The sequence below is a fragment of the Edaphobacter aggregans DSM 19364 genome (assembly GCF_000745965.1).
Taxonomy (GTDB): domain Bacteria; phylum Acidobacteriota; class Terriglobia; order Terriglobales; family Acidobacteriaceae; genus Edaphobacter; species Edaphobacter aggregans.
The window spans coordinates 47,249-66,201 of sequence record NZ_JQKI01000001.1 but is presented as its reverse complement, the minus strand read 5'-3'; the positions used below and the strand labels follow the sequence as shown (position 1 = coordinate 66,201).

The 18,953-nt window shown below is 61.0% G+C and carries 16 protein-coding genes; 7 read left to right on the top strand and 9 right to left on the bottom strand.

What is annotated here, in order from left to right; translation table 11 throughout:
- Positions 1–91: 91 nt before the first annotated feature.
- From Q363_RS00305 to Q363_RS00280, 8 genes are all read right to left on the bottom strand, one after another.
- Positions 92–1,582, bottom strand: coding sequence for a DUF1254 domain-containing protein (locus tag Q363_RS00305; RefSeq protein ID WP_035346931.1), 1,491 nt, complete (start codon positions 1,580–1,582; stop codon positions 92–94).
- Between the two features lie 92 nt (positions 1,583–1,674).
- Complete coding sequence (locus Q363_RS45275) at positions 1,675–1,803, bottom strand: hypothetical protein (protein WP_281175956.1); 129 nt, start codon at positions 1,801–1,803, stop codon at positions 1,675–1,677.
- Positions 1,800–2,555 (bottom strand): hypothetical protein, encoded by a 756-nt coding sequence (locus Q363_RS00300; protein WP_051978119.1) that lies wholly within the window; start codon positions 2,553–2,555, stop codon positions 1,800–1,802. The genes Q363_RS45275 and Q363_RS00300 overlap by 4 nt, the downstream gene beginning before the upstream one ends.
- Before the next feature lie 194 nt (positions 2,556–2,749).
- Positions 2,750–3,133 carry a hypothetical protein gene (locus tag Q363_RS00295; protein WP_157466441.1) on the bottom strand — a complete coding sequence of 128 codons (384 nt, stop codon included), beginning with the start codon at positions 3,131–3,133 and terminating at the stop codon, positions 2,750–2,752.
- Between the two features lie 147 nt (positions 3,134–3,280).
- A complete protein-coding gene (locus Q363_RS39925; RefSeq protein WP_157466440.1) occupies positions 3,281–3,448 on the bottom strand; it encodes a hypothetical protein in 168 nt (55 codons plus the stop codon).
- 58 nt (positions 3,449–3,506) lie between these two features.
- Positions 3,507–3,827: a cupin domain-containing protein gene (locus tag Q363_RS35520; protein WP_157466439.1), complete on the bottom strand. Its 321-nt coding sequence runs from the start codon at positions 3,825–3,827 to the stop codon at positions 3,507–3,509.
- Positions 3,828–3,863: 36 nt separating this feature from the next.
- On the bottom strand, positions 3,864–4,355 hold the full coding sequence (locus Q363_RS00285) for a hypothetical protein (RefSeq protein WP_035346927.1): 492 nt from the start codon (positions 4,353–4,355) through the stop codon (positions 3,864–3,866).
- Between the two features lie 401 nt (positions 4,356–4,756).
- Entirely contained in the window at positions 4,757–5,893 is a 1,137-nt protein-coding gene (locus tag Q363_RS00280) for a M20 family metallopeptidase (RefSeq protein ID WP_035346920.1), read from the bottom strand.
- A gap of 190 nt (positions 5,894–6,083) precedes the next feature.
- Between Q363_RS00280 and lpxC the strand changes: the two genes are divergently transcribed.
- Both lpxC and folK read left to right on the top strand, forming a co-directional pair.
- Positions 6,084–7,004, top strand: a complete 921-nt coding sequence (gene lpxC / locus Q363_RS00275) for a UDP-3-O-acyl-N-acetylglucosamine deacetylase (RefSeq protein ID WP_035346919.1) — start codon at positions 6,084–6,086, stop codon at positions 7,002–7,004.
- 138 nt (positions 7,005–7,142) lie between these two features.
- The gene (gene folK / locus Q363_RS00270; RefSeq protein WP_035346917.1) at positions 7,143–7,610 is read left to right on the top strand and encodes a 2-amino-4-hydroxy-6-hydroxymethyldihydropteridine diphosphokinase; all 468 of its coding nucleotides are present in this window, start codon (positions 7,143–7,145) and stop codon (positions 7,608–7,610) included.
- Positions 7,611–7,613: 3 nt separating this feature from the next.
- Here the strand turns inward: folK and Q363_RS00265 are convergent, their stop codons facing one another.
- Positions 7,614–9,794, bottom strand: coding sequence for a hypothetical protein (locus Q363_RS00265; protein ID WP_035346911.1), 2,181 nt, complete (start codon positions 9,792–9,794; stop codon positions 7,614–7,616).
- 171 nt (positions 9,795–9,965) lie between these two features.
- Here Q363_RS00265 and Q363_RS45270 point away from each other — a divergent pair, with 171 nt between their 5' ends.
- From Q363_RS45270 to Q363_RS00240, 5 genes are all read left to right on the top strand, one after another.
- Entirely contained in the window at positions 9,966–11,771 is a 1,806-nt protein-coding gene (locus Q363_RS45270; RefSeq protein ID WP_157466438.1) for a tetratricopeptide repeat protein, read from the top strand.
- Between the two features lie 91 nt (positions 11,772–11,862).
- On the top strand, positions 11,863–12,744 hold the full coding sequence (locus Q363_RS00255; protein ID WP_035346905.1) for an FkbM family methyltransferase: 882 nt from the start codon (positions 11,863–11,865) through the stop codon (positions 12,742–12,744).
- Positions 12,745–13,079: 335 nt separating this feature from the next.
- Positions 13,080–14,114, top strand: a complete 1,035-nt coding sequence (locus Q363_RS35515) for a hypothetical protein (protein WP_051978116.1) — start codon at positions 13,080–13,082, stop codon at positions 14,112–14,114.
- 69 nt (positions 14,115–14,183) lie between these two features.
- Complete coding sequence (locus Q363_RS00245) at positions 14,184–15,317, top strand: glycerophosphodiester phosphodiesterase family protein (RefSeq protein ID WP_035346904.1); 1,134 nt, start codon at positions 14,184–14,186, stop codon at positions 15,315–15,317.
- Between the two features lie 39 nt (positions 15,318–15,356).
- Positions 15,357–18,914 (top strand): TonB-dependent receptor, encoded by a 3,558-nt coding sequence (locus Q363_RS00240; protein WP_245631952.1) that lies wholly within the window; start codon positions 15,357–15,359, stop codon positions 18,912–18,914.
- Positions 18,915–18,953 lie beyond the last annotated feature (39 nt).

The window sequence follows — 18,953 nt, the reverse complement described above, 5'->3', positions numbered from 1 at the left end:
GGCTCCGGCCTTCGGCAGAGCGGTTGCGCCCTTTCGGTGAGGGCGAGGTAGCGATGAGAGAAAGACGAACCTTCTTTACTCGAACACCCTCCTATTTCACTTTGGTCACGACGGGTGGGGTCCAGGTACCGTTGAGCGCTGCTTCCTCGGGCCAGTATGCTCGGGTATAGAGAGCGATGTTTTCCTTCGGCGCCGGGAGCCAGTTAGCTTTTTTGTCTCCTTCGGGTGGGGTGGATTGCACGTAGATGGTGAGGGAGCCGTCTGGTGACTTCACGAGCGTCTTGTTCTTGGTTCCGACGGAGTAGCGTTTGATCTCGTTCGGTGAGAAGAAGTGGTTCTGGTTGTAAAGCGTTAGCGACCAGAAGCCTTTCACCGGAGGAAGCTGACCGGCAGCGAAGGTGACAGTGTATGCATGGTTGCCGTTCAACTGTTGACCATCGCCGTCGAGATCCTGGTAGAAGTATTTCGTTTCACGAGGGGCGTTGACGAAGATGTTGGATTTCGCGACGGCGGCGCGAGTGAAGTAATCGGTTCCGAATTCAGCACCATTGTTCTGTGTGGTCCAGTTGTGCGGAAGGGGAATGCCCCAGTTGTGGAATTGGAAGAGAGGGGTGATGAGGTTCTTGTCGGCTTCTACTGCTGAGGAGACGAGCGCAGCGTGCAGTTTGGGGTCCTTCGAAGCAGCGTCGAGGACGCTCTGAATGTTGGCGTAGAGAGCTTCTTCTCCGGGAAGGGGAGGGACCTCTTTCATCACCGCAGGGAGCAGATCGAAGAAGGTCTCAGGCACGACCCACTTGGTCTCTTCTTGTCCTTGTGACGGGGCCGGATAGTTCGGCATAGCCGCCCAATCTTTGGTCTGGGTCTGACCGGTGAACTTGCTGAGAGGGTAGAGCAGAATTCCCTGTAAGACGGGCTGGATGGCTTTTCGATCCTCGTCGGTATCGTCCATAAATGCGCGAGGGATTACGATCCCGAGGCTGGTCTTTGAGCGGAAGACGCCAGCAATTCCGTTCGGCGTTGTCCCTTTCCAGTCGGGGCCTGCGAGGAGATAGAAGCCGGGTTTGGTGCCGTACATCTTGCCCAACTGCGCGAATGAATCGGTGCGCTGATCGACGACCTGGTAGACCCAGAATCTGTCTCCGAAGTCGGGCACCTGAATGACGACCGGCTCCTGTGCGAGATCGAGGATGCTGAAGCCGTAGACGACATCCTGATTGGGGCACGCGACGACACGTTCTTGAGGAACGATGTAGTCGCGCAGCATTCCAATCTGGTTGGAAGGAGCGACGGGTACGATCCCTCCCATCATTCCCGGCCCGGGAATCTTTTCGAAGGTAGTCTTGCGATTGTGGATGTTGACCATGGGCCAGCCCCAGAGATAGGCCATGGCTCCGACGTGGCGGACGTAGTCTTCTGTCATTCGGGTTCCGGAAACGGGCCCGGGGATGGAGGCGGCAGAGGCGGCAGCGGAGGAAGCGGCAGATTCTGGAGCTGCTGTTTGGGGGGCGGGCTGGGTGTTGCACCCGATTGCGGAAGTGAGCAGCGCAATAAGAACGATGGAAGTGGACGGCGTCTTTTGCATGGGTCCTCCGATGTTTTGTTCGCCAGTTCAACGTGGTGTTTGCGATTGCTTCTCGTCATTTGGCTCAGTCTTTAGACCTTTGCCATCTCGTGTCACTTGCGCTCCTTTGGGAACAGCAGTGCGAAGGTTCCTCGAACTCCCCAGGGTGATGTTTGAGGAACATGGACGGCGTTGCCGTACACCTGAACGTTGATGTTCACGGGCTGCATTCCCAGTTTCATGATTCTTCCCACGCCACCGCCGAAGGGAGCGTCCACACACTTCCGCTGGCCGCAGTGGAGTTCCAGTGGGCGGTGATGATGGGTTGCGTGGTGAGGTACCAACCCTTTTTCATGTTGTAGTTGACGAAGTACTGCAGGAGCATCTGATTGACGTCGGTACGGCTGCCGCTGCCGGCGACCGACCAGATGTTGTTGATGAGGACGCCCATCACGAACTTGCGGGGCATCGCCAGAATGACGAGGTTGGGCCCGATGCCAAGTTTTCCTTGTCCCAGGTAGTCGCTGGTTGCCGTCGGCAGTTGAAAGATGGGACCAGCGCCCCAGTTTATCTTGTGCGGTTTTCTCGGGGAGAACAAAAAGGTGGGCTGCATGTCGCCGAGGCCAGAGGCGCCAAGTTCGGGAGCGCCTAGGGACGGTGGAGTGATCGGCTGGTAGATGATGGGAGTGATCCAGCGAATGATCACGTTCCAGTCTTCGTTGAGCTTCACGGGAATCACCGGCTGGATGTTCAGCACATTTTGCGTGCGGTACCCCGGTACAAAGCCTGGGTTTATGCTGTCCTGCAGCGGAACGCTGATGAGGCTGGCGACAGGATTCTGCGCGGCATTTCGCAGCTCTTCGGCCCTTGCTGCGTCCTCTGCCGGCGGTTGGTTTGCGACAGGAGCACTCTGGTGGGCCGAGGCAATGGCAGCGGGGACGATCAGAGATGCAAGGAGTGTGAGAGCAAGGAGGGCGGCCTTCCCTTGTGGCATGAATGATTCTCCGATCGTGGTCTGGGGTAGACGAGACGGAACAAAATGCATTCAGAAACAACTTGAGAGACGAGTGCCCGCGGAGCCTGAGGTTCTCATCCGCACTTATCGAATGAAAACGCTGGCGAAAGTTTCTCAAGAGTAGGGAGGACTTGTGGAAGAGTCAAATCTGGATGATGGTGCAGTGGTGAGGGTTAGTCTTTGCCGAGGATCTCTTTGCCGAAGTAGAGGAAGGTGAGGACGGCGAGGGTGGCGAGCCAGCCGGTGATGACGATGTGCTGGGCGTGGGTGAAGAAGTCGAAGCAGGCGGGTTTGCCGAAGGCGCGGTAGAGGAAGATGTGCTCGCAGAGGAGCCAGGTGGGTGGGAGGAGGACCCAGAGTCCGAGGAGCCAGGCCTTGGCGGTGTGGCGGTCGGGTGGGGTGGTTTGGGTGCGGCGGGCGTGGGACTCTTCGCGGAGGAACTGGAAGGCTCGGGTGAGGGCGTAGATGGCGAAGAGGAGGCCCGCGACGGTGATGGTGAGGGCGACGGAGCCGTGGGAGTGGAAGGTGCCGGTCATGCAATCGGGCGGGAGGGGCATGAGGGGATTTTAGTGGTTCGCGCTTCGCGCGAATGTTCCCACACGTGCCGCAATGAGGCCGCGTCATGCATGGGGCACCCGGCAGCTCCTCATTGTCAGTTTTACGAGATTTCCAGCACGAAATAAAGAACCAGCGAGGGAGTGCAGTTAGTGCTTGGCGAGTGGAAACTCTGGCATCGGTTCTGCTACCTCTTCTGGAGAGAGGATGCGAACACCATACTTCTCAAAGATCTCCATGGTTTTTGTGAGGTCCATGCTCGCGTAGGTAAGAACATCGTCGGAAGGGATCTCCATCTTTTGAGCGGGTTCGTTCATTTTATTCACAGCGTTAAAAAAGCCACCCGGAGTGATGACGGTTATGATGTGGACCTCGTCAGATTGAATCAGGAACGGTCAGGTGTTCGAAGTTGCAGCCGGTGAATCCGTGTTTCTCCCTAAAGGCAAGCCGCATACGGAAGAACTCATCGTCCCGTGCGTGGACGTGCAGAGGGGGTTCGGTACCCTTTCTCATCTTCGAAACGAAGAAATCAAAGGCCCCTCCGGTATCGGCCTCTCCGGCTAGCTGGGTGACCAGTATTCCCTTGTACCAGGTCGAGTTTTCGAGCGAGGTTGAACGCTTGTATGCCTTCGGTGCTGTCTTTAGAACCATATGGTTATGGTTGATGTGGCCCAGTTTGTCGCGAATCGTTGCCACACCCCGCATTCGCCTACGTGATGCTCCCTTCGCTCTTCAGCATGTCTCTTGAAGGGCCGGAGTTTCGCGCGAGGCGTAGCAGTCAGCGCACAGCAGTTCGAGGCTCGAAGCACTACGCATACACGCCTCCTCGAGGTATTGCGAACCGCCCTGAAAATGACAGAAAAAACTGTAAATGAATTCGCCTACTCTATTCAGAGAGGCGCGATCCTGATCGTTTGTCAGTCCGCAGAGGCGAAATACCCGCAGGACTGCTTCTTGTCCGCCTCCCGATTCAGCGCTTTCCTCTTCGACCTCAATAGCGTCACAGGCAAGAGCGGCTCCACAGGAGCTACATGACACAAAGTCCAGCTTATTGTCGTGATGGTTGAGCGTGTCCACATCCTGCCGAGCCTGAGATTGAGCGCCGTTGAACAGCGTGAGGTCTTCCTCCTGCAGCACTCCCTGCCTGTACGTATCTCGAGGGCTGCCGATGCTCAGCAGATGGCTTAGATGGAGCAGCTTCTCATTCACATTTTTGTACGGCACCTGATATGCAACTCCGAAACTTCCATCCGGAGTCCGGCTGCCCTCAGACTTTCTTATGGTGTACCCGCTGAGGTCGCGCCTTATCTGAAAGTGAGAATGAAGTTGCCGACGCCCGACTCCATCTACTGTGCAGGCCGGAAATATGATCGACAGGTTGATAGGAAGGCTGCCGCACTTTGCATGAAATTCACTGTGTAAGCTCAACGTAGTTGCTCCAGATCTCCAGGCTTTGCGTGGACCGTATCAACGTACTGACCAGATTCCGGTGGAGTACCGACGTCCTCATATCAATGCCTGCGAGATAAACACCTGGAGCGGAGAAATATTTCCGGCCGGGCAGGCGAATTCCATCTAGCGAGCTCGGTGATTTTTTGGGGAGGGCAAGGTGTGGGTAGAGAAGGCTAAGGGGCGGTGGCGAGCATGGCAGCGAGGAGGGCGGTTCGGGGGGCGATGTGTTCGGTGACGATGTGCTCGTGGGCGGCGTGGGCTCCGGCGCCGATGGCTCCCATTCCGTCGAGGGTGGGGATGCCGAGGGCGGCGGTGAAGTTGCCGTCGGAGCCTCCTCCGGTGGCGGCTTCGTCGAGATCGAAGCCGAGTTGAGCGGCTAGTTTGCGGGCCTGCTTGAAGAGGGCGATGGTGCCGGCTTTGCGCTCCATAGGAGGGCGGTTGAGGCCTCCGGTGATGGTGAGGGCGCAGGCTTTGTTGATGGGTTTGAGGCTGGCGAAGAGGCGATCGATGCGTTTTTCGTCGGAGGCTCGGGCGATGCGGACGTCGATCTCGGCGTGGGCTTCGGCGGCGATGACGTTGGAGCGGGTTCCGCCGGAGATGACGCCAGGGTTGACCGTCAGGCCGCGGCGCAAATCGGTGAAGGCGGCGATGCGCTCGATCTGGCGGGCTAGCTCGAGGACGGCGGAGTGGCCGCGCTCGAAGTCGACGCCGGAGTGGGAGGCGATGCCGGTGACGTGGACGTTGAAGTTGCCGACGCCCTTGCGGGCGGTCTTGAGGGCGAGGCCCTGGGCGGGTTCGAGGACGAGGACGACTTGCGAATCGAGGGCGAGGCGCTCGGTGATGGGGCGCGAGATGGGCGAGCCGATCTCTTCTTCGGAGTTGATGAGGAGGGTGACGGGGCGGAGGAGGTTGAGGTCGCGCAGGACGGAGATGGCGGTGAGAGCCATGACGACGCCGGCCTTCATGTCGAGGGTTCCGGGGCCGTGGATCTTGCCATCCTGCTCGCGCCAGGGCATGGATTTGAGGGTGCCGAGGGGCCAGACGGTGTCGAGGTGGGAGAGGAGGAGGAGGGGTTTTTGCTTTGAGCGTTGCGGGCCGAAGCGGAGTTCGTAGACGTCGCCGAAGTTTTTTTGTTTGTGGCGTTTGATGCGGGCGCCTAACTCGGCTGCCCACTTCGCGGCGAGCCCCTGAGCGCGGTTAACAGCGGCGGGGTCTTCACTTGGGCTTTCGATCTCGACGAGCTGGCGGAGATGTTGGAGGAACCAAGGTAGTCTCTGCTGGGTACGGGCGAGGAGGTCGGCTGGGATCATGGTTATGTTGTTGATGGTGCCTGATTTGATTGATGTTATGGGCGGAAGAGGTGACGAAAGTGTGGTTTTTTTACCACATAGTTTTGGCTTGACCTGCCTGTAATCTTAGTGTCGATTAGTTGGCATTTGCCAGTTAATGGGCACCTTTGACAGCGATGCGATAGCTGGATTTTAGTGGAGAACGGGGTTCGTGGCAGCAGAAGCTCACTTTGAACGGACAATTCGGTCGGCGATCGAGTTCAGCGGGGTGGGGTTGCACAGTGGGGCTCCGGTGGCGATGCGGCTGGTTCCTGCGCCTGCGGGGTCGGGGATCGTGTTTCGCCGGACGGACCTGGATGACTTCGAGATACCAGCTACGGGGCGGAACGTCGCGAAGGTGAGCTATGCGACGAGCCTGATGCGGGGGTCGGTGCTGATCTCGACGACGGAGCATCTGCTGAGCGCGATGATCGGGTACGGGGTGGACAACGTCATCGTGGAGATCAACAATCTTGAGGTTCCGATTCTGGATGGAAGCTCGTTGCCGTATGTGCGGGCGTTTGAGGAGACGGGGCTGAAGCGGCAGCGGCGGCGACGCGAGTATATGCGCATTCTGAAGCCGGTGGAGGTTCGCGAGGGCGACAAGTTTATCGGGGTGTATCCGGGGAGAGGATATGCGATCGATTACACGATCGACTTTCCGCGCCCGATTGGGTACGAGACGCTGCGGGTGGACCTGGCGGTGGGGGACTATGCGAGGCTGATTGCGCCGGCGCGGACGTTCGGGTTCAAGGAAGACGAGGCGATGCTCAGGAATATGGGGCTGATCCGCGGGGTGTCGGACGAGAGCGCGATCATTCTCTCGCGCAAGGGCGTGGAGAACGGGCCGCTGCGCTTCGGCGATGAGTTTGTACGGCACAAGATTCTGGATCTGATTGGGGACCTGGCGCTGGCGGGGCGGCGTATTGAGGGGCGTGTTGTTGCTGAGAGAGCTGGACATGCAATGCATACGGCTCTGGTGCAGCGGCTGCTGCGGGATCGGAGTGCGTGGGTGCTGGCGCATGGGTTCGATGAGGCGAAGGAACGGGAGCCGGAGATGGTGGGGGCTCGGCTGCGGGCGGTGGCGGTTTAGGCTCGTCGGGGGCTGTGGGTACGATAGACAATCGAGGTGGCGATTGAAGGGTGAAACCGCAGAGCCTTCGACTGCGTTTAGCGCGCAAGGCGCGCCAAACTCCGCTCAGGATGACACATTCCCGATGGACATGCAGCGATGAAGGGACGTGCGGCGATTGCGCTGGGGTCGAACCTTGTCTCGGAGTTTGGGGACCGGGAGGCGAACCTGCGCGAAGCGTTGCGGCGGCTGGGGGAGCTGGGCGAGGTGAAAGCGGTGTCGCGGTTTTACGACACGGAGCCGGTGGGGTATGTGGATCAGCCGAGGTTTCTGAATGCGGCGGCGGTGCTGGAGACCGGGCTCGAGCCGGTGGAGCTGATGCGGGCGCTGCTCGGGATCGAGCGGGGGATGGGGCGTGAGAGAGTTGTGGCGAAGGGGCCGCGCGTGATCGACCTGGACCTGCTGCTGTATGGGGATCGCGTGATGAGTACGGCGGAGCTGACACTGCCGCATCCGGAGATGCAGGAGCGGAGGTTTGTGCTGGAGCCGCTGAGCGAGGTGGCGGGGGAGTGGGTGCATCCGGTGATGGGTGTGACGGTGGCGGAGATGCTCGCGGCGTTGGGGTGAGCGTCAGCGCGGCGATGGTTCGAGCTTCATGCCGTGGCGCTCGAAGATGGCCGTGGTCTCCTGCTCGAACGCCTTTTGATCGCTGGTCTTACTGAATTCGGGGCCGTCGGACATAAGCAGGAAGGTGGTCCCGCGGGGGAATTGCTGGATCTTTGCTTCGAGAAGGTCGGCAGTGTGGACATGGTATTGCGCGATGGCAAAGTCATCGTGACCGTGCATGCGCATGAGTGTGACGCGGTAGGGTGGCTCGGAGTTGCCGGTCGCGATCGCGTTGCAGACCTGCTTGACAAGGCAGAGCTGGCGGATGCGCTGCATGGTGGAGGAGTCGGAGAGGAATCCCTGGCTGGAGGAGAGTGCCTGGGCGAGGCTTTGGCCGAAGCTGATCTCCGACCAGTGAGTGGGGGGGGCGGCCTGCATCTGCTCGAGTTCGGTCACGCGTCCGGACCATTTCCGGTTCCATCTTCGATAGCGATCCCAGAGGGGCTCTTCTGCGGAGCGGTCGCCGTAGGCGGAGAGATAGTTGACGGCGTCGCGGGCGACGTCCAGTTTTTGACCGTTGAGGGCAGCGATGGCCGCCGCGGTGAGGACGGGACCGTGGGCGTAACTCGCAATGTCTCTAAAGAGGCCGAGATTGCATGGCGTATAGTTGGCAGCGCGTGCCGCGTTGGCCTGTTCCAGGAGAGGCCTTGCCATGTCGGGCGCAAACTTGACCAGGTAGGCGAGCGCGAAAGGCGGTGGTACGCAGGCCCACTGCGGCCACTGGTTTATCTGTTTAGCGGCAAAGGAAGCGATGGTTGAAGCGGTGGCCCCTGTTCCGAAGCGGACGAGCAGAGAGCCGGCTGATTGCGACATGTTGTTGACCACCCCCTGTGTCCAGAGGCCTTCAAACTGGGGCAGGTTTTTGTCGGAAAGGAACCAGATGTCGGAGGCTCCGAGGGAGGGGTTGGCGGTGCCGATCTCTTCAAGGATCTGGCGGCGAGCTCCGGTGGGATCGAGCTGATACCAGCGGTAAAGGGCCGCCGATTTGAGTTCGCGCTGGGAGTAGACGTCGTTTCCCGAAGCCGGGACGGGTTTGGTGGCCATAGTGCGAAGGGCTGGGAGGATGGACGGCGAGTTGATGGCGTCCCAGTTGTAGAAGAGTTGCTGGGTCTGGCCAGCTGGCGGGAGATCGAGCAGGCGTGAGGCGAGTACGGCGACGAGCTGGGCCTTCTGCTGCGAGGTGCGTTCGGTGCCGCGAGCGATGGTGAGGCTCTGCGCGGTGGCGGCCTGGGCCTTGTTGTTTTTTCGGGGAAGAGATTCGAAAACGGCCTGCCATGCGGCGGCGTCCGCGCGCTTGCCCTCTTCCAGCATGGATTCGCGAGTGCCGTGGCCGCTGCGCTGGAGTGCGACTGCGGTGCTGAAGTACAGATACGAGACGGGGAAGTCGGGATCGTCGAGCTCGCGGTTGAGGGCGGCGAGCGCGGCGGGGCGCAGGGCTTCGGGGACTCCGATGAGTCCGAAAGCGCACTGGCCGACTAGCTCGGGTCGATCGTCGCGAAGGTTCTTTGCCATGTAGTCGATGGCGGCGCGGGTTCCGAGGAAGCGGAGATCGGCGAGGGCTTTGACTGGCTCGGGAGATTGCATGCCGGGAGTAAAAGGTGGGGTGAGTTGCGCGACGATGGCAGCGAACTGTTTGTCCTGCCAGTCGGGAGTGGCCGCGATGATGTGGAGGCGGATGGGTTTCGACTGAAGGGTGAGCGGCGAGTTGTTGGCAAACGGTGCGAAGCCGGGGCCCACGCGATGGCTGGAGACGGTGACGGTGTAGTCGCCGGGCTGATCGAAGCGCACCCATTCATTGAGGTTGAGGGGAAGAAGGAATGGGGTGGAGGAGAGTGTGCGAGGACCGGCGCTGGCTCCTCCCATGGAAGTCTTGCCGAAGACGAAGTAAGTGGCGAGGGGGTCGGCCCAGCCGGTGGCGGGCTTTACGTCGAAGTCCTCGGAGATCATCCTGCCGCTGCGGTCGTAGGTGGAGGTGCTCACCTGGAAATTGCCGCCGTCGGGGCCGGTGAAGCTGAGTTCGAGCGGGATTCTTTCGCCGATGCGGAAGGTCGTCTGGCCTCCGGTGGTGTGGACCTCGAGCCGGGGCTGATTCTGCTGAGCTGCTGCGGTGGCGATGAGGGAGACGGCGCAGGCGAGCGCAGCCACGGTGAGTCCTGGGTGGCGGCTAGGATTCCTGGACTGGAGACGGCAGCCGCTCGGAACCATGGGGGGAGTGTATGCGGAAAGGCCTGCTTTGAGAAGCAACAAAGCCAGTCGGACCAGGCATGGAGGTTTTATGCTGGGTAACGGCAGTCTGCGCCAAGTACGAGGGAGTTTATGGGACGTCGATGTAAAGGAGCGTGGGCGGTTGCCGCGCTTGGCGGTGCGTTGTTGAGTGGAGCGCTGGTTGCGCAGCAGGGGCAGAATTGTCATGGGACGGAGACGGGGGTGTCGGATCCGGCGACGCTACCGGCTCCGGTGAAGATGACGGGGATCGGGAACAGCCGGATGGAGATTACGGCTGCGAACGATCAGGCAAAGGAGTGGTTTACGCAGGGGCTGAATCTGCTGCACGACTTCTGGGACTATGAAGCGGCGCGGGCGTTTGAGCAGGCGGTAAGGGCCGATCCGCAGTGCGCGATGTGCTACTGGGGACTGTATCAGGCGGGGAGCTTTCGCGGGCAGGGTGTGGTGTGGGCGCAGACGGCGCTGACGCGGGCGCAGGAGCTGGCGAAGGATAAGAGGGCATCGAAGGCGGAGCGTCTCTATATAGAGGCGGCGGTGGCGGATAACAAGGAGAAGGCGGAGCGGTCGAAGCATGGTCCGAACACGGCGGGGGCCGGGAAGACGGAGGCGTACAAGGATTCCAAGGAGACGAAGGTTCTGCGCAGGCTGGTGAAGATGCAGCCGGAGGATGTGCAGGCGCGGATCTATCTGGCGGAGTCGATGATGAACGGCTTCGATGCGAAGGGCGAGCCGAAGCAGGGCACGGCGCAGGGGCAGGCGATGCTGGTGGAGATCTTGAAGGAGCATCAGGACGACACGGCGGCGAACCACTACTGGATTCATGCGGTGGAGCCGGGGAATCATCCGGAACTGGCGCTGGAGAGCGCGCGGAAGCTGGGGGAGCTGACGCCGGCGTCGGGGCATATGGTGCATATGCCGGGGCACATCTTCTACAGGACGGGGGATTATGAGGCGGCGCGGGTTTCGTTTGAGAACTCGATGCATGTGGATGAGGCGTACATGCAGGCGCAGAACGTGACGGTGGCGAACGACTGGAACTATGTGCACAACCTGATGTATCTGATTGCGGATTTGATGGAGGCGGGGAGGCTGACGGAGGCGACGGCGATCTCGGCGAAGCTGACGCGGGCGCGGGCGGAGGTGGGGCCGACACTGTATCGGGGAGTTCCGCGGGATGGGCTGACGCGGATCGATGTGAGGCTGCCAGTGATGCTGCGGGCGGGGGCGTGGAGAGCGGCTCACGGTGCGCTGGAGACGAAGACGCTCCCCGGTGAGCTGAAGAACCTGGAGGGGCTGCGGGAGTCGATGGTGGAGTACACGGGCGGGATGCTGGCTCTCGAGATGGGCGACGTCGCTGCGGCGCGGAAGGCGAGCGATGCGCTTGCGGCTCGGGTGAAGGACAAGCCTGCGGTTCCGCCGGAGGATATGCCGGGGATGGCGGCGATGTCGATGTCGAAGGACGCGATGGCGATGCCGCTGTATAACTTTCTGGACGTGGCTTCGATGGAGCTGGAGGCGAGCGTGCTGCTGGCGGAGGGGCGCGGGGTGGAGTCGGACGCGCTGTTTACGAAGGCGGCGGATGCGGAGCGGGAGCTGGGGTATCGTGAGCCGCCGATGTACATACGGCCGGTGGGCGAGACGAGGGGCGATGCTCTGATGCGCGCGAAGCGTTATGACGAGGCGAAGACGGCGTATGAGGCGGCGCTCGAGGAGCGGCCGAACTCGGGGTATCCGCTGTTTGGGATTGCGCAGGCGGATGCGGCGGCGAAGCGTAGCTCGGCGGCGACGGAGGACTATGCGCGGCTGCTGGGCGCGTGGGCGAAGGCGGATGCGGACCTGCCGCAGATGGTGGTGGCGCGGGCGTGGCTGGCGGGGCAGGCGGTGAGCGGGGAGTAGGCGCGCGAGGTTCTTCGAGGGCCATCGCGTATGATCCAGTCATCGACGTCATGGGGCATCATGGATTGATGATCTTGATTTTGGGGAAGCGATGAAGCGGGAGATTCTGCGGTTTGTAGGGCACCAGCATTGGCTTCGCGGCCGTGACCGGGTTTTGCGAGCGTTTGAAGATCCTGACCGCCAGAAGCCGTATGCGTTTACTGTGGACTTCTTCGGCAGGCCCTATACGGGCAATATGTCGAACTTCATCGACTGGTCGGTGTTTTACTACGGGGCGTTTCAGGGACATGAGCTGAAGCTGCTGGCGGCGATCGCCGAGGGGCTGCACAGGAAGGGCAGGCCGGTGAACTTCTTCGATGTGGGGGCCAACATCGGTCACCACACACTGTTTATGTCGGCGCATGCGGATCGAGTGTTTTCGTTTGAGCCGTTCTCGGTGGTGCGCGACGAGATGAAGCGCAAGCTGAAGCACGCGGCGGTAGACAATGTGACGATCTTTCCGGTGGCGATGGGAGATGCTAACGAGACGGGCTCGTTTCATCCGCCCACAGGAGCGAACCAGGGGACGGGGACGCTGGGGGATGCGCTTCCGGACAACGCGTCGAGCGAGATTCTTCCGGTGACGGTGGTGCGCGGCGATGATTTCTTCGGGGCGAACAATCTGCCTCCAATCTCGGTGCTGAAGATGGACGTTGAGGGTTACGAGACGAAGGCGTTGGCGGGAATGCGCGAGACACTATGGCGCGACCGGCCACCGATGTTTGTGGAGATTCAGCGGGACCAGTACACGGGCGCGGCAGCGCGGCAGGGGACGATGGTGAAGGATCTGCTGTACCCGGACCACCTTATCTTCGAGGTGGCATCGTCGCGTGGGGAGTATGTTCTGAGGCGGTTTCTTTCGGGGAATACGGAGGAGGCGCTGGTGATTCCGGCGGAGCTGGCCGGGTTTATCCCAGGCACGGCGACGGCTTGAGGGACGAGATGTCCTGGGCGGACTCCATCAAATGATGTAGGCGGGGGTGGGCCGATTGGCTCATGACAGGGGAGTTGTGGGTGAGTAGTGTTGTTGGCGTGATGTATTGCTCTCCGGGGCGCCCTTTTGGGGCGCTCTTCTTTTTTGGTGTGCGGTGGGGTCGCGTTCCTTTCGGGCATTGATTGTTGGGGATCTCCACCTTTTGGTGGAAGACGACGTCTGGAGCGGCGACGTAGAGTTGTGGCGCTCCTAAGAGCTGAGTTTTGTTCCGCGCGAGCAAATTTGTGTGAGGCATTGCTGTGAGGACGACCATGAGAACAAGAACGAGAGTATGGATGGGAGTTTTTCTGGGGGTGCTGGCGGTGATGCCGGCGGCGCGAGGGTTTGGGCAGGGTTGCGTGGCGGCGCACTCGAACCAGCGGTCGATGGATGAGCTGGTGCGGGTGTGGGATGGAGGGACGACGCGGGGGTTGTCGATTCACAACCTGACGGTGGAGATCGGGTACAGGGTGTACAACTCGAACAAGTACTTTATCGGCGACGAGGAGATCAATCGCAGGAACGCGACGAGGAATCACCAGAACATCTTCGACATCGGGGTGGAGTACAGGTTTACGCCGCAGTGGAGCTTTATCGCGGATGTGCCGGTGTTCGATGGCTCGCGCAATCAGCTGTATCCGCCGTCGGGGGTGTTTCAGGTGAGCGGGCTGGGGGATATTTTGCTGGGCGCGCAGCGGTGGATCTTCCGACCGCCGACGGAGTTTGGCGGCAACGTGGCGGTGAACGCGATGGTGAAGGTTCCCGTGGGGATCAACAATGCGAGGGGGTCGGCGCTGTACAGGGGCAAGACGATCGAGGCGACGGCGGATCAGTCAATGCAGCCGGGCGATGGCGGGTGGGGATTCACGATTGGGGCGCAGGGGTACAAGTCCATGTGGCGCAGGGCCGATCTGTATGGGCAGGCGCAGTATCTGTTCAACCCGATGGACACGAATGGAGTGCCGACGTTTCGGTCGCAGCCGGGGCAGAGCGTGATGTCGGTGACGGACCAGTATCTGTATCGGCTGGGAGTCTCGCAGGGACTGCCGAAGGTGCGCGGCGTCGCTCTGAGCCTGGGGGTGCGCGGCGAGGGCGTTCCGGTGCGCGACCTGCTGGGGGACAGCAACGGGTTCCGGCGGCCGGGCAGCGTGATCTCGATCGACCCGGGGCTGATGGTGAACGTGCGGCGGACGACCCTGATGGTGAACGGGCCGTGGGCCCTGCGCAGGGACAGGCCGCCGAGCGTTCCGGAGATCGAGAACGGCACGAAAAGAGGCGATGCGTTCTTTGCGGATTACACGGTGATTGTGGGGATCTCGCACCACTTCTAATTCAAGCGCACTTTCAGCGGAGAGTGTTTCTTACACCAGCGTAACGTTGGTGTGGGACGCTGGCTGTCTATGACAAAGAGAGTTGTGGGCGGCGTAGTCTTCTCGATGAGTGTGGCGGTGGCGATGAAGGCGCAGGTGGCGAATCCTTATTTGCAGCTGATGGAGAAGGCCGGCGAACATGCGAAGGCGCATGGTGCGGTGGTGCCGGTGCTGTCACCGGTGGATGCGACGGTGCTGAGTGGCGCGGTTCCTGTGAAGGAGTTGCAGGCGAAGGGCTTCAAGGTGGTGCCGTGGACGACGAACGAACCGGAGAAGATGCGCGCGCAGATTCGTATGGGCGTGGATGGGCTGATTACGGATCGGCCGGACCTGCTGCAGGCGGTGCTGAAGGAGGAACGCGCGGCGGCGAAGACGGAGGAGGAGCGGGCGCGGCTTGCGGGGTTCGATGTGACGGCACATCGCGGCGGACGGGGATTGAGGCCGGAGAATACGCTGCCTTCGTTTGAGGGCGGGCTGGACCAGCTGTCGACGACGCTCGAGACGGACACGGGCGTGACGACGGATGGGGTGTCGCTGATATGGCACGACCAGTTTCTGAATCCGGAGAGCTGTCGCAGGGCGGATGGCGCGGCGTACACGATGGAGAACCGGGTGTTTATTAAGGACATCTCCAGCACGGAGGCGCAGAAGTCATTTATTTGCGACAGGCTGCACTTCGGCGGGGAGCAGAAGAACGATCTGGCGCTATCGCCGGTGGCGGTGGCGTTCGCGAAGAAAGAGGCGCTGATGAGCCCGTATGTTCCCACGTACGCGGCGCAGCTGTTCCAGTTTGTGAAGTTCTACGTAGAGTACTACACGACGGGCGCGGGGAAGAGCGATCCGCACGCGAAGGAGCGCGCGGAGAATGCGGCGCGGGCGCGGTTCAACCTAGAGACGAAGCTGATGCCCGAGGGCATCACGACGGACGAGGCGCACAAGAACCACACGGTGGGGCCGCAGGCGTTTGTGAATGCGCTGTGCGGGGCAATTGTGAAGAACGGGATGGAGTCGAGGGCGGAGATGCAGAGCTTCGACTTCAGGACGCTGGTGCTGGTGGAGGAGCAGTACCCGAGGATTCCGACGTACTACCTGACGGGCGACCCGAAGCTGCTGTCGAGCCCGCTGGTTCCGGAGCAGCTGCGGGTGACGGCGGGCGTGAAGTAGCGGATAGACCAATCCAAAAAAATCCAACAGGAGAGCCCGATGAAACGTTCTGTTCATCGTCTGGTTACGGTGCGTACACAGAGAGACGTTAGCGTTACTGCTATGCGCAAATTTCTCTTTTTACTGACGGCGACACTTGTGTGCCTGGCACTGACATCGGGGCGGGCCCTGGCTCAGTATGACAATGGCAGCATTGTGGGTACAGTGCACGACGCCACGGGCGCGGTGATCTCTACTGCAACCGTTAAAGTCACAAATATTGCGACCGGCGTCGTGAGCACGCGCCAGACGAACGACAGCGGCGACTACGAGGTTCCGGCGCTGCGTGTGGGGCAGTACGACATCGAGGTGTCGAAGCAAGGTTTTTCGCCGGCGCGGGCGCATGAAATTACGGTGTCGGTCGGCGCGCGGCAACGAATCGACCTGACGATGGGTGTGGGCGAGACGAGCACGACGGTTGAGGTGTCGGGCGTCTCGCTGCAGGTGGAGACGGATTCGAGCCAGCGCAGCCAGGTGGTGACGCAGTATCAGTCGGCGGCGTTGCCGCTGGTGAGCCGCAACTACTCGGACCTGATGGGGCTGGTGACGGGCGTGCGGCAGGCTCCGACAGCGGCGACGACGAGCTCGATCTCGAGCCTGGTGCGCGCGGGCGCGTACAACGTGAACGGCCAGCGCAGCATGTTCAACAACTTCCTGCTGGATGGCATGGACAACAACGCCTACGGCGAGTCGAACCAGGGATTCGATAACCAGATCATCTCGGTTCCTCCGGACTCGGTGGCGCAGTTCAGCGTGGTGACGAACAACGAGAGCGCGGAGTATGGAAGGTCTTCGGGCGCGACGATCAACACGGCGTCGGCAAACGGAACGAACAAGTTTCATGGAACGGCATACGAGTTCCTCCGCAACACCAGCCTTAATGCGGCGGGATACTTCAAACCGAACATCGTGAGCAATACTGGCAGCGTGGTTCCATTCAAGAAGTCGACGTTCAACCGCAATCAGTTCGGCGTGAACTTCGGCGGGCCGATCATTCATGACAAGCTGTTCTTCTTTCTGGACTACGAGGGATTTCGGCAGGTGCTGAAGCCGCTGAGCGTGCTGACGCTGCCGACGCAGAACGAGCTGAACGGCATCCTGGTGGTTCCGGTGCGCAATCCGGTGACAGGCGCGGTGTATCCGGCGGGCAAGCCGATTCCGGCGGCGGCGATGAGTCCGCTGTCCCAGCAGATCGTCTCGTACTTCAAGCAGATTCCGGGGCTTCCGGTAGCAGGCCTGCCCGCGACGGGGCTGGCGTCGAACGACTATGCGGTGCAGGCGCCGTTCACGGACTACTCGGACAAGGGCGACCTTCGGCTGGACTACCAGCAGAACCCAAGCAGCTCGTGGTTCCTTCGCATCAGCGACCGCAAGGAGAACGCGGTCAATAACCCGACCATTCCGCTGCCGCTGGACGGGCAGACGAACGGCACGATCCGTGTTCTGAACCAGCAGATTGCGTTGGGCTACACGCACCTGATCGGAGCAAACAAGATCATTGATGCGCGGCTTGGGCTCTCGCGCACGAAGGCCGGCAAGTACACGCTCTCGATCGGCGATTCATCGTTCTCGATTCCCGGGCTGCCGACCATTCCGAGCGTGTCGGGAGGCTTGCCTGCGATCGGTATCACCGGTTTTAGCGGGTTCGGTCGGCAGACCACCAATCCGCAGTGGCAGAATCCCGCGCTGCTCGATCCGAAGGTCAACTTCACCTGGGTGAAGGGCAACCACTCGCTGAAGTTCGGCTACGAGTACGAGCACATCTGGATGGCGGTGAACGACAACAACCCGCTCTATGGATCGTTCAACTACGGCGGAGGATACAGCGCGGTGGGGACGGCGGTGACCGATACCTACTGGGCTGACTTCCTCTTCGGCGCGACGAACCAGTATTCGCTGGCGAACTACTTCGTGGCGCATCTGCGGCAGACGATGCAGAACGTTTATGCGCAGGACGACTGGAAGGTGAGCCCGAAGCTGACGCTGAACCTCGGTATGCGCTGGGAGTATGGTTCGCCCTACTCTGAGCAGCACAACTACATCTCGAACTTCGATCCGGCCACGCAGACGGTGCTGACGCTGTCGCCGGGAGCGGTGGCGGGCAATGGAATTACGCCCTATCACGGTAGCGGAGTGTATGGCAACACGCTGGTCAATCCGGACCTGAACGACTTCGGACCCAGGGTTGGCTTCGCATACTCTCCTGACACGAAGACTTCAATCCGCGGTGGCTTCGGCACGAGCTACGTGCACTACACGCGCGCGGGCTCGGGCAACATTCTGGCGATCAACGCTCCGCAGGCGCAGTTTGCCAGCGTGACGCAGATCGCTCCCACGACGACGAATCACTGCAGCTCGACGCTGCCGGCGCAGATCATTCCGATCGGCGGAACGACTCCGAGCTGCTTTGCGACGGCGGAGCAGGGCTATCCCTCGGGGCTGGTGACGGCGTTCAATCCGGCGACCGACAACATCACGTACGTTCCGAAGAACAAGCGGGACAGCTATGTGGAGAGCTACTTCGTGAGCGTGCAGCGCGAGCTGGCGAAGAACATCCTCGTCGATGTGGCCTATGTAGGCAATCATGGGTTGAAGCTCGAGGGCTTCCTGAACGCGAACCAGCTGAACCCGTCGATCATCACCAACGGCAAGTTCACCCGGCCGTATGGCAACTGGCCGAGTGACATCACGGCGGCGGTCAACAGCTTCTATTCGAACTACAACGCGCTGCAGGTTCGTTACGAACAGCGCATGGTGGGCGGGCTGACGCTGCTGAACTCGTTCACGTGGTCGCACTCGATGGACAACGCGAGCGCATCGCTTGAGGGCAACACGCCTTCGCCGCAGGATGCGAACAACCTTGCGGCGGACTACTCGCAGTCGGACTACAACCTTCCGATCGCGAACGTTACGAGCCTTGTCTACGAGCTTCCCTTCGGTCGCGGGCGCAAGTTCATGAACAGCACGAACGGCGTTGTGGATGCCGTGCTGGGAGGATGGCAGATCAGCGGCATCAATACGATGCAAGCGGGTACGCCGTTCAACCTGGGGTATACGCCGAACGCAGCCACCGCAGTCTCGCCGCAGATCGCAGCGACGTATCGCGGCGCGAATGAGTATCGCCCGAATGTCGTGCCGGGGCAGAAGATTACGCAGGGACGCTCGGTGAAGCAGGCGAACACCGGCTTCATCCAGTACGTGAATCTGAACGCCTTCCAACTGCCGGCGACGCGGAGCGCCTCGGGTGCGCTGCTGAGCCCGTTCGGCAACGCGCGGCGCAATCCGGGGCGCAATCCGGCTTTCTATCAGACGGATCTTGCGGCGAACAAGAAGTTCAACACGCCGATCGAAAGCCTGAAGGTGGAGTTCCGCACGGAGTTCTACAACATCTTCAATCACACGAACCTGTACCTGCCTTCGAGCGGTCTGGGTGGAACGCTGCTGACCTATGGGTCCAATGGGACGGTTACGAATCCGGGTACGCCAACCACCGGCGGCGTGATCTCGAGCACCTTCCAGCCGCGCATTATTCAGTTCGGCCTGAAGGTGATGTTCTAGAGCAACGTCAATACATCCTTAGGCGCCAGTTCCTCCCCA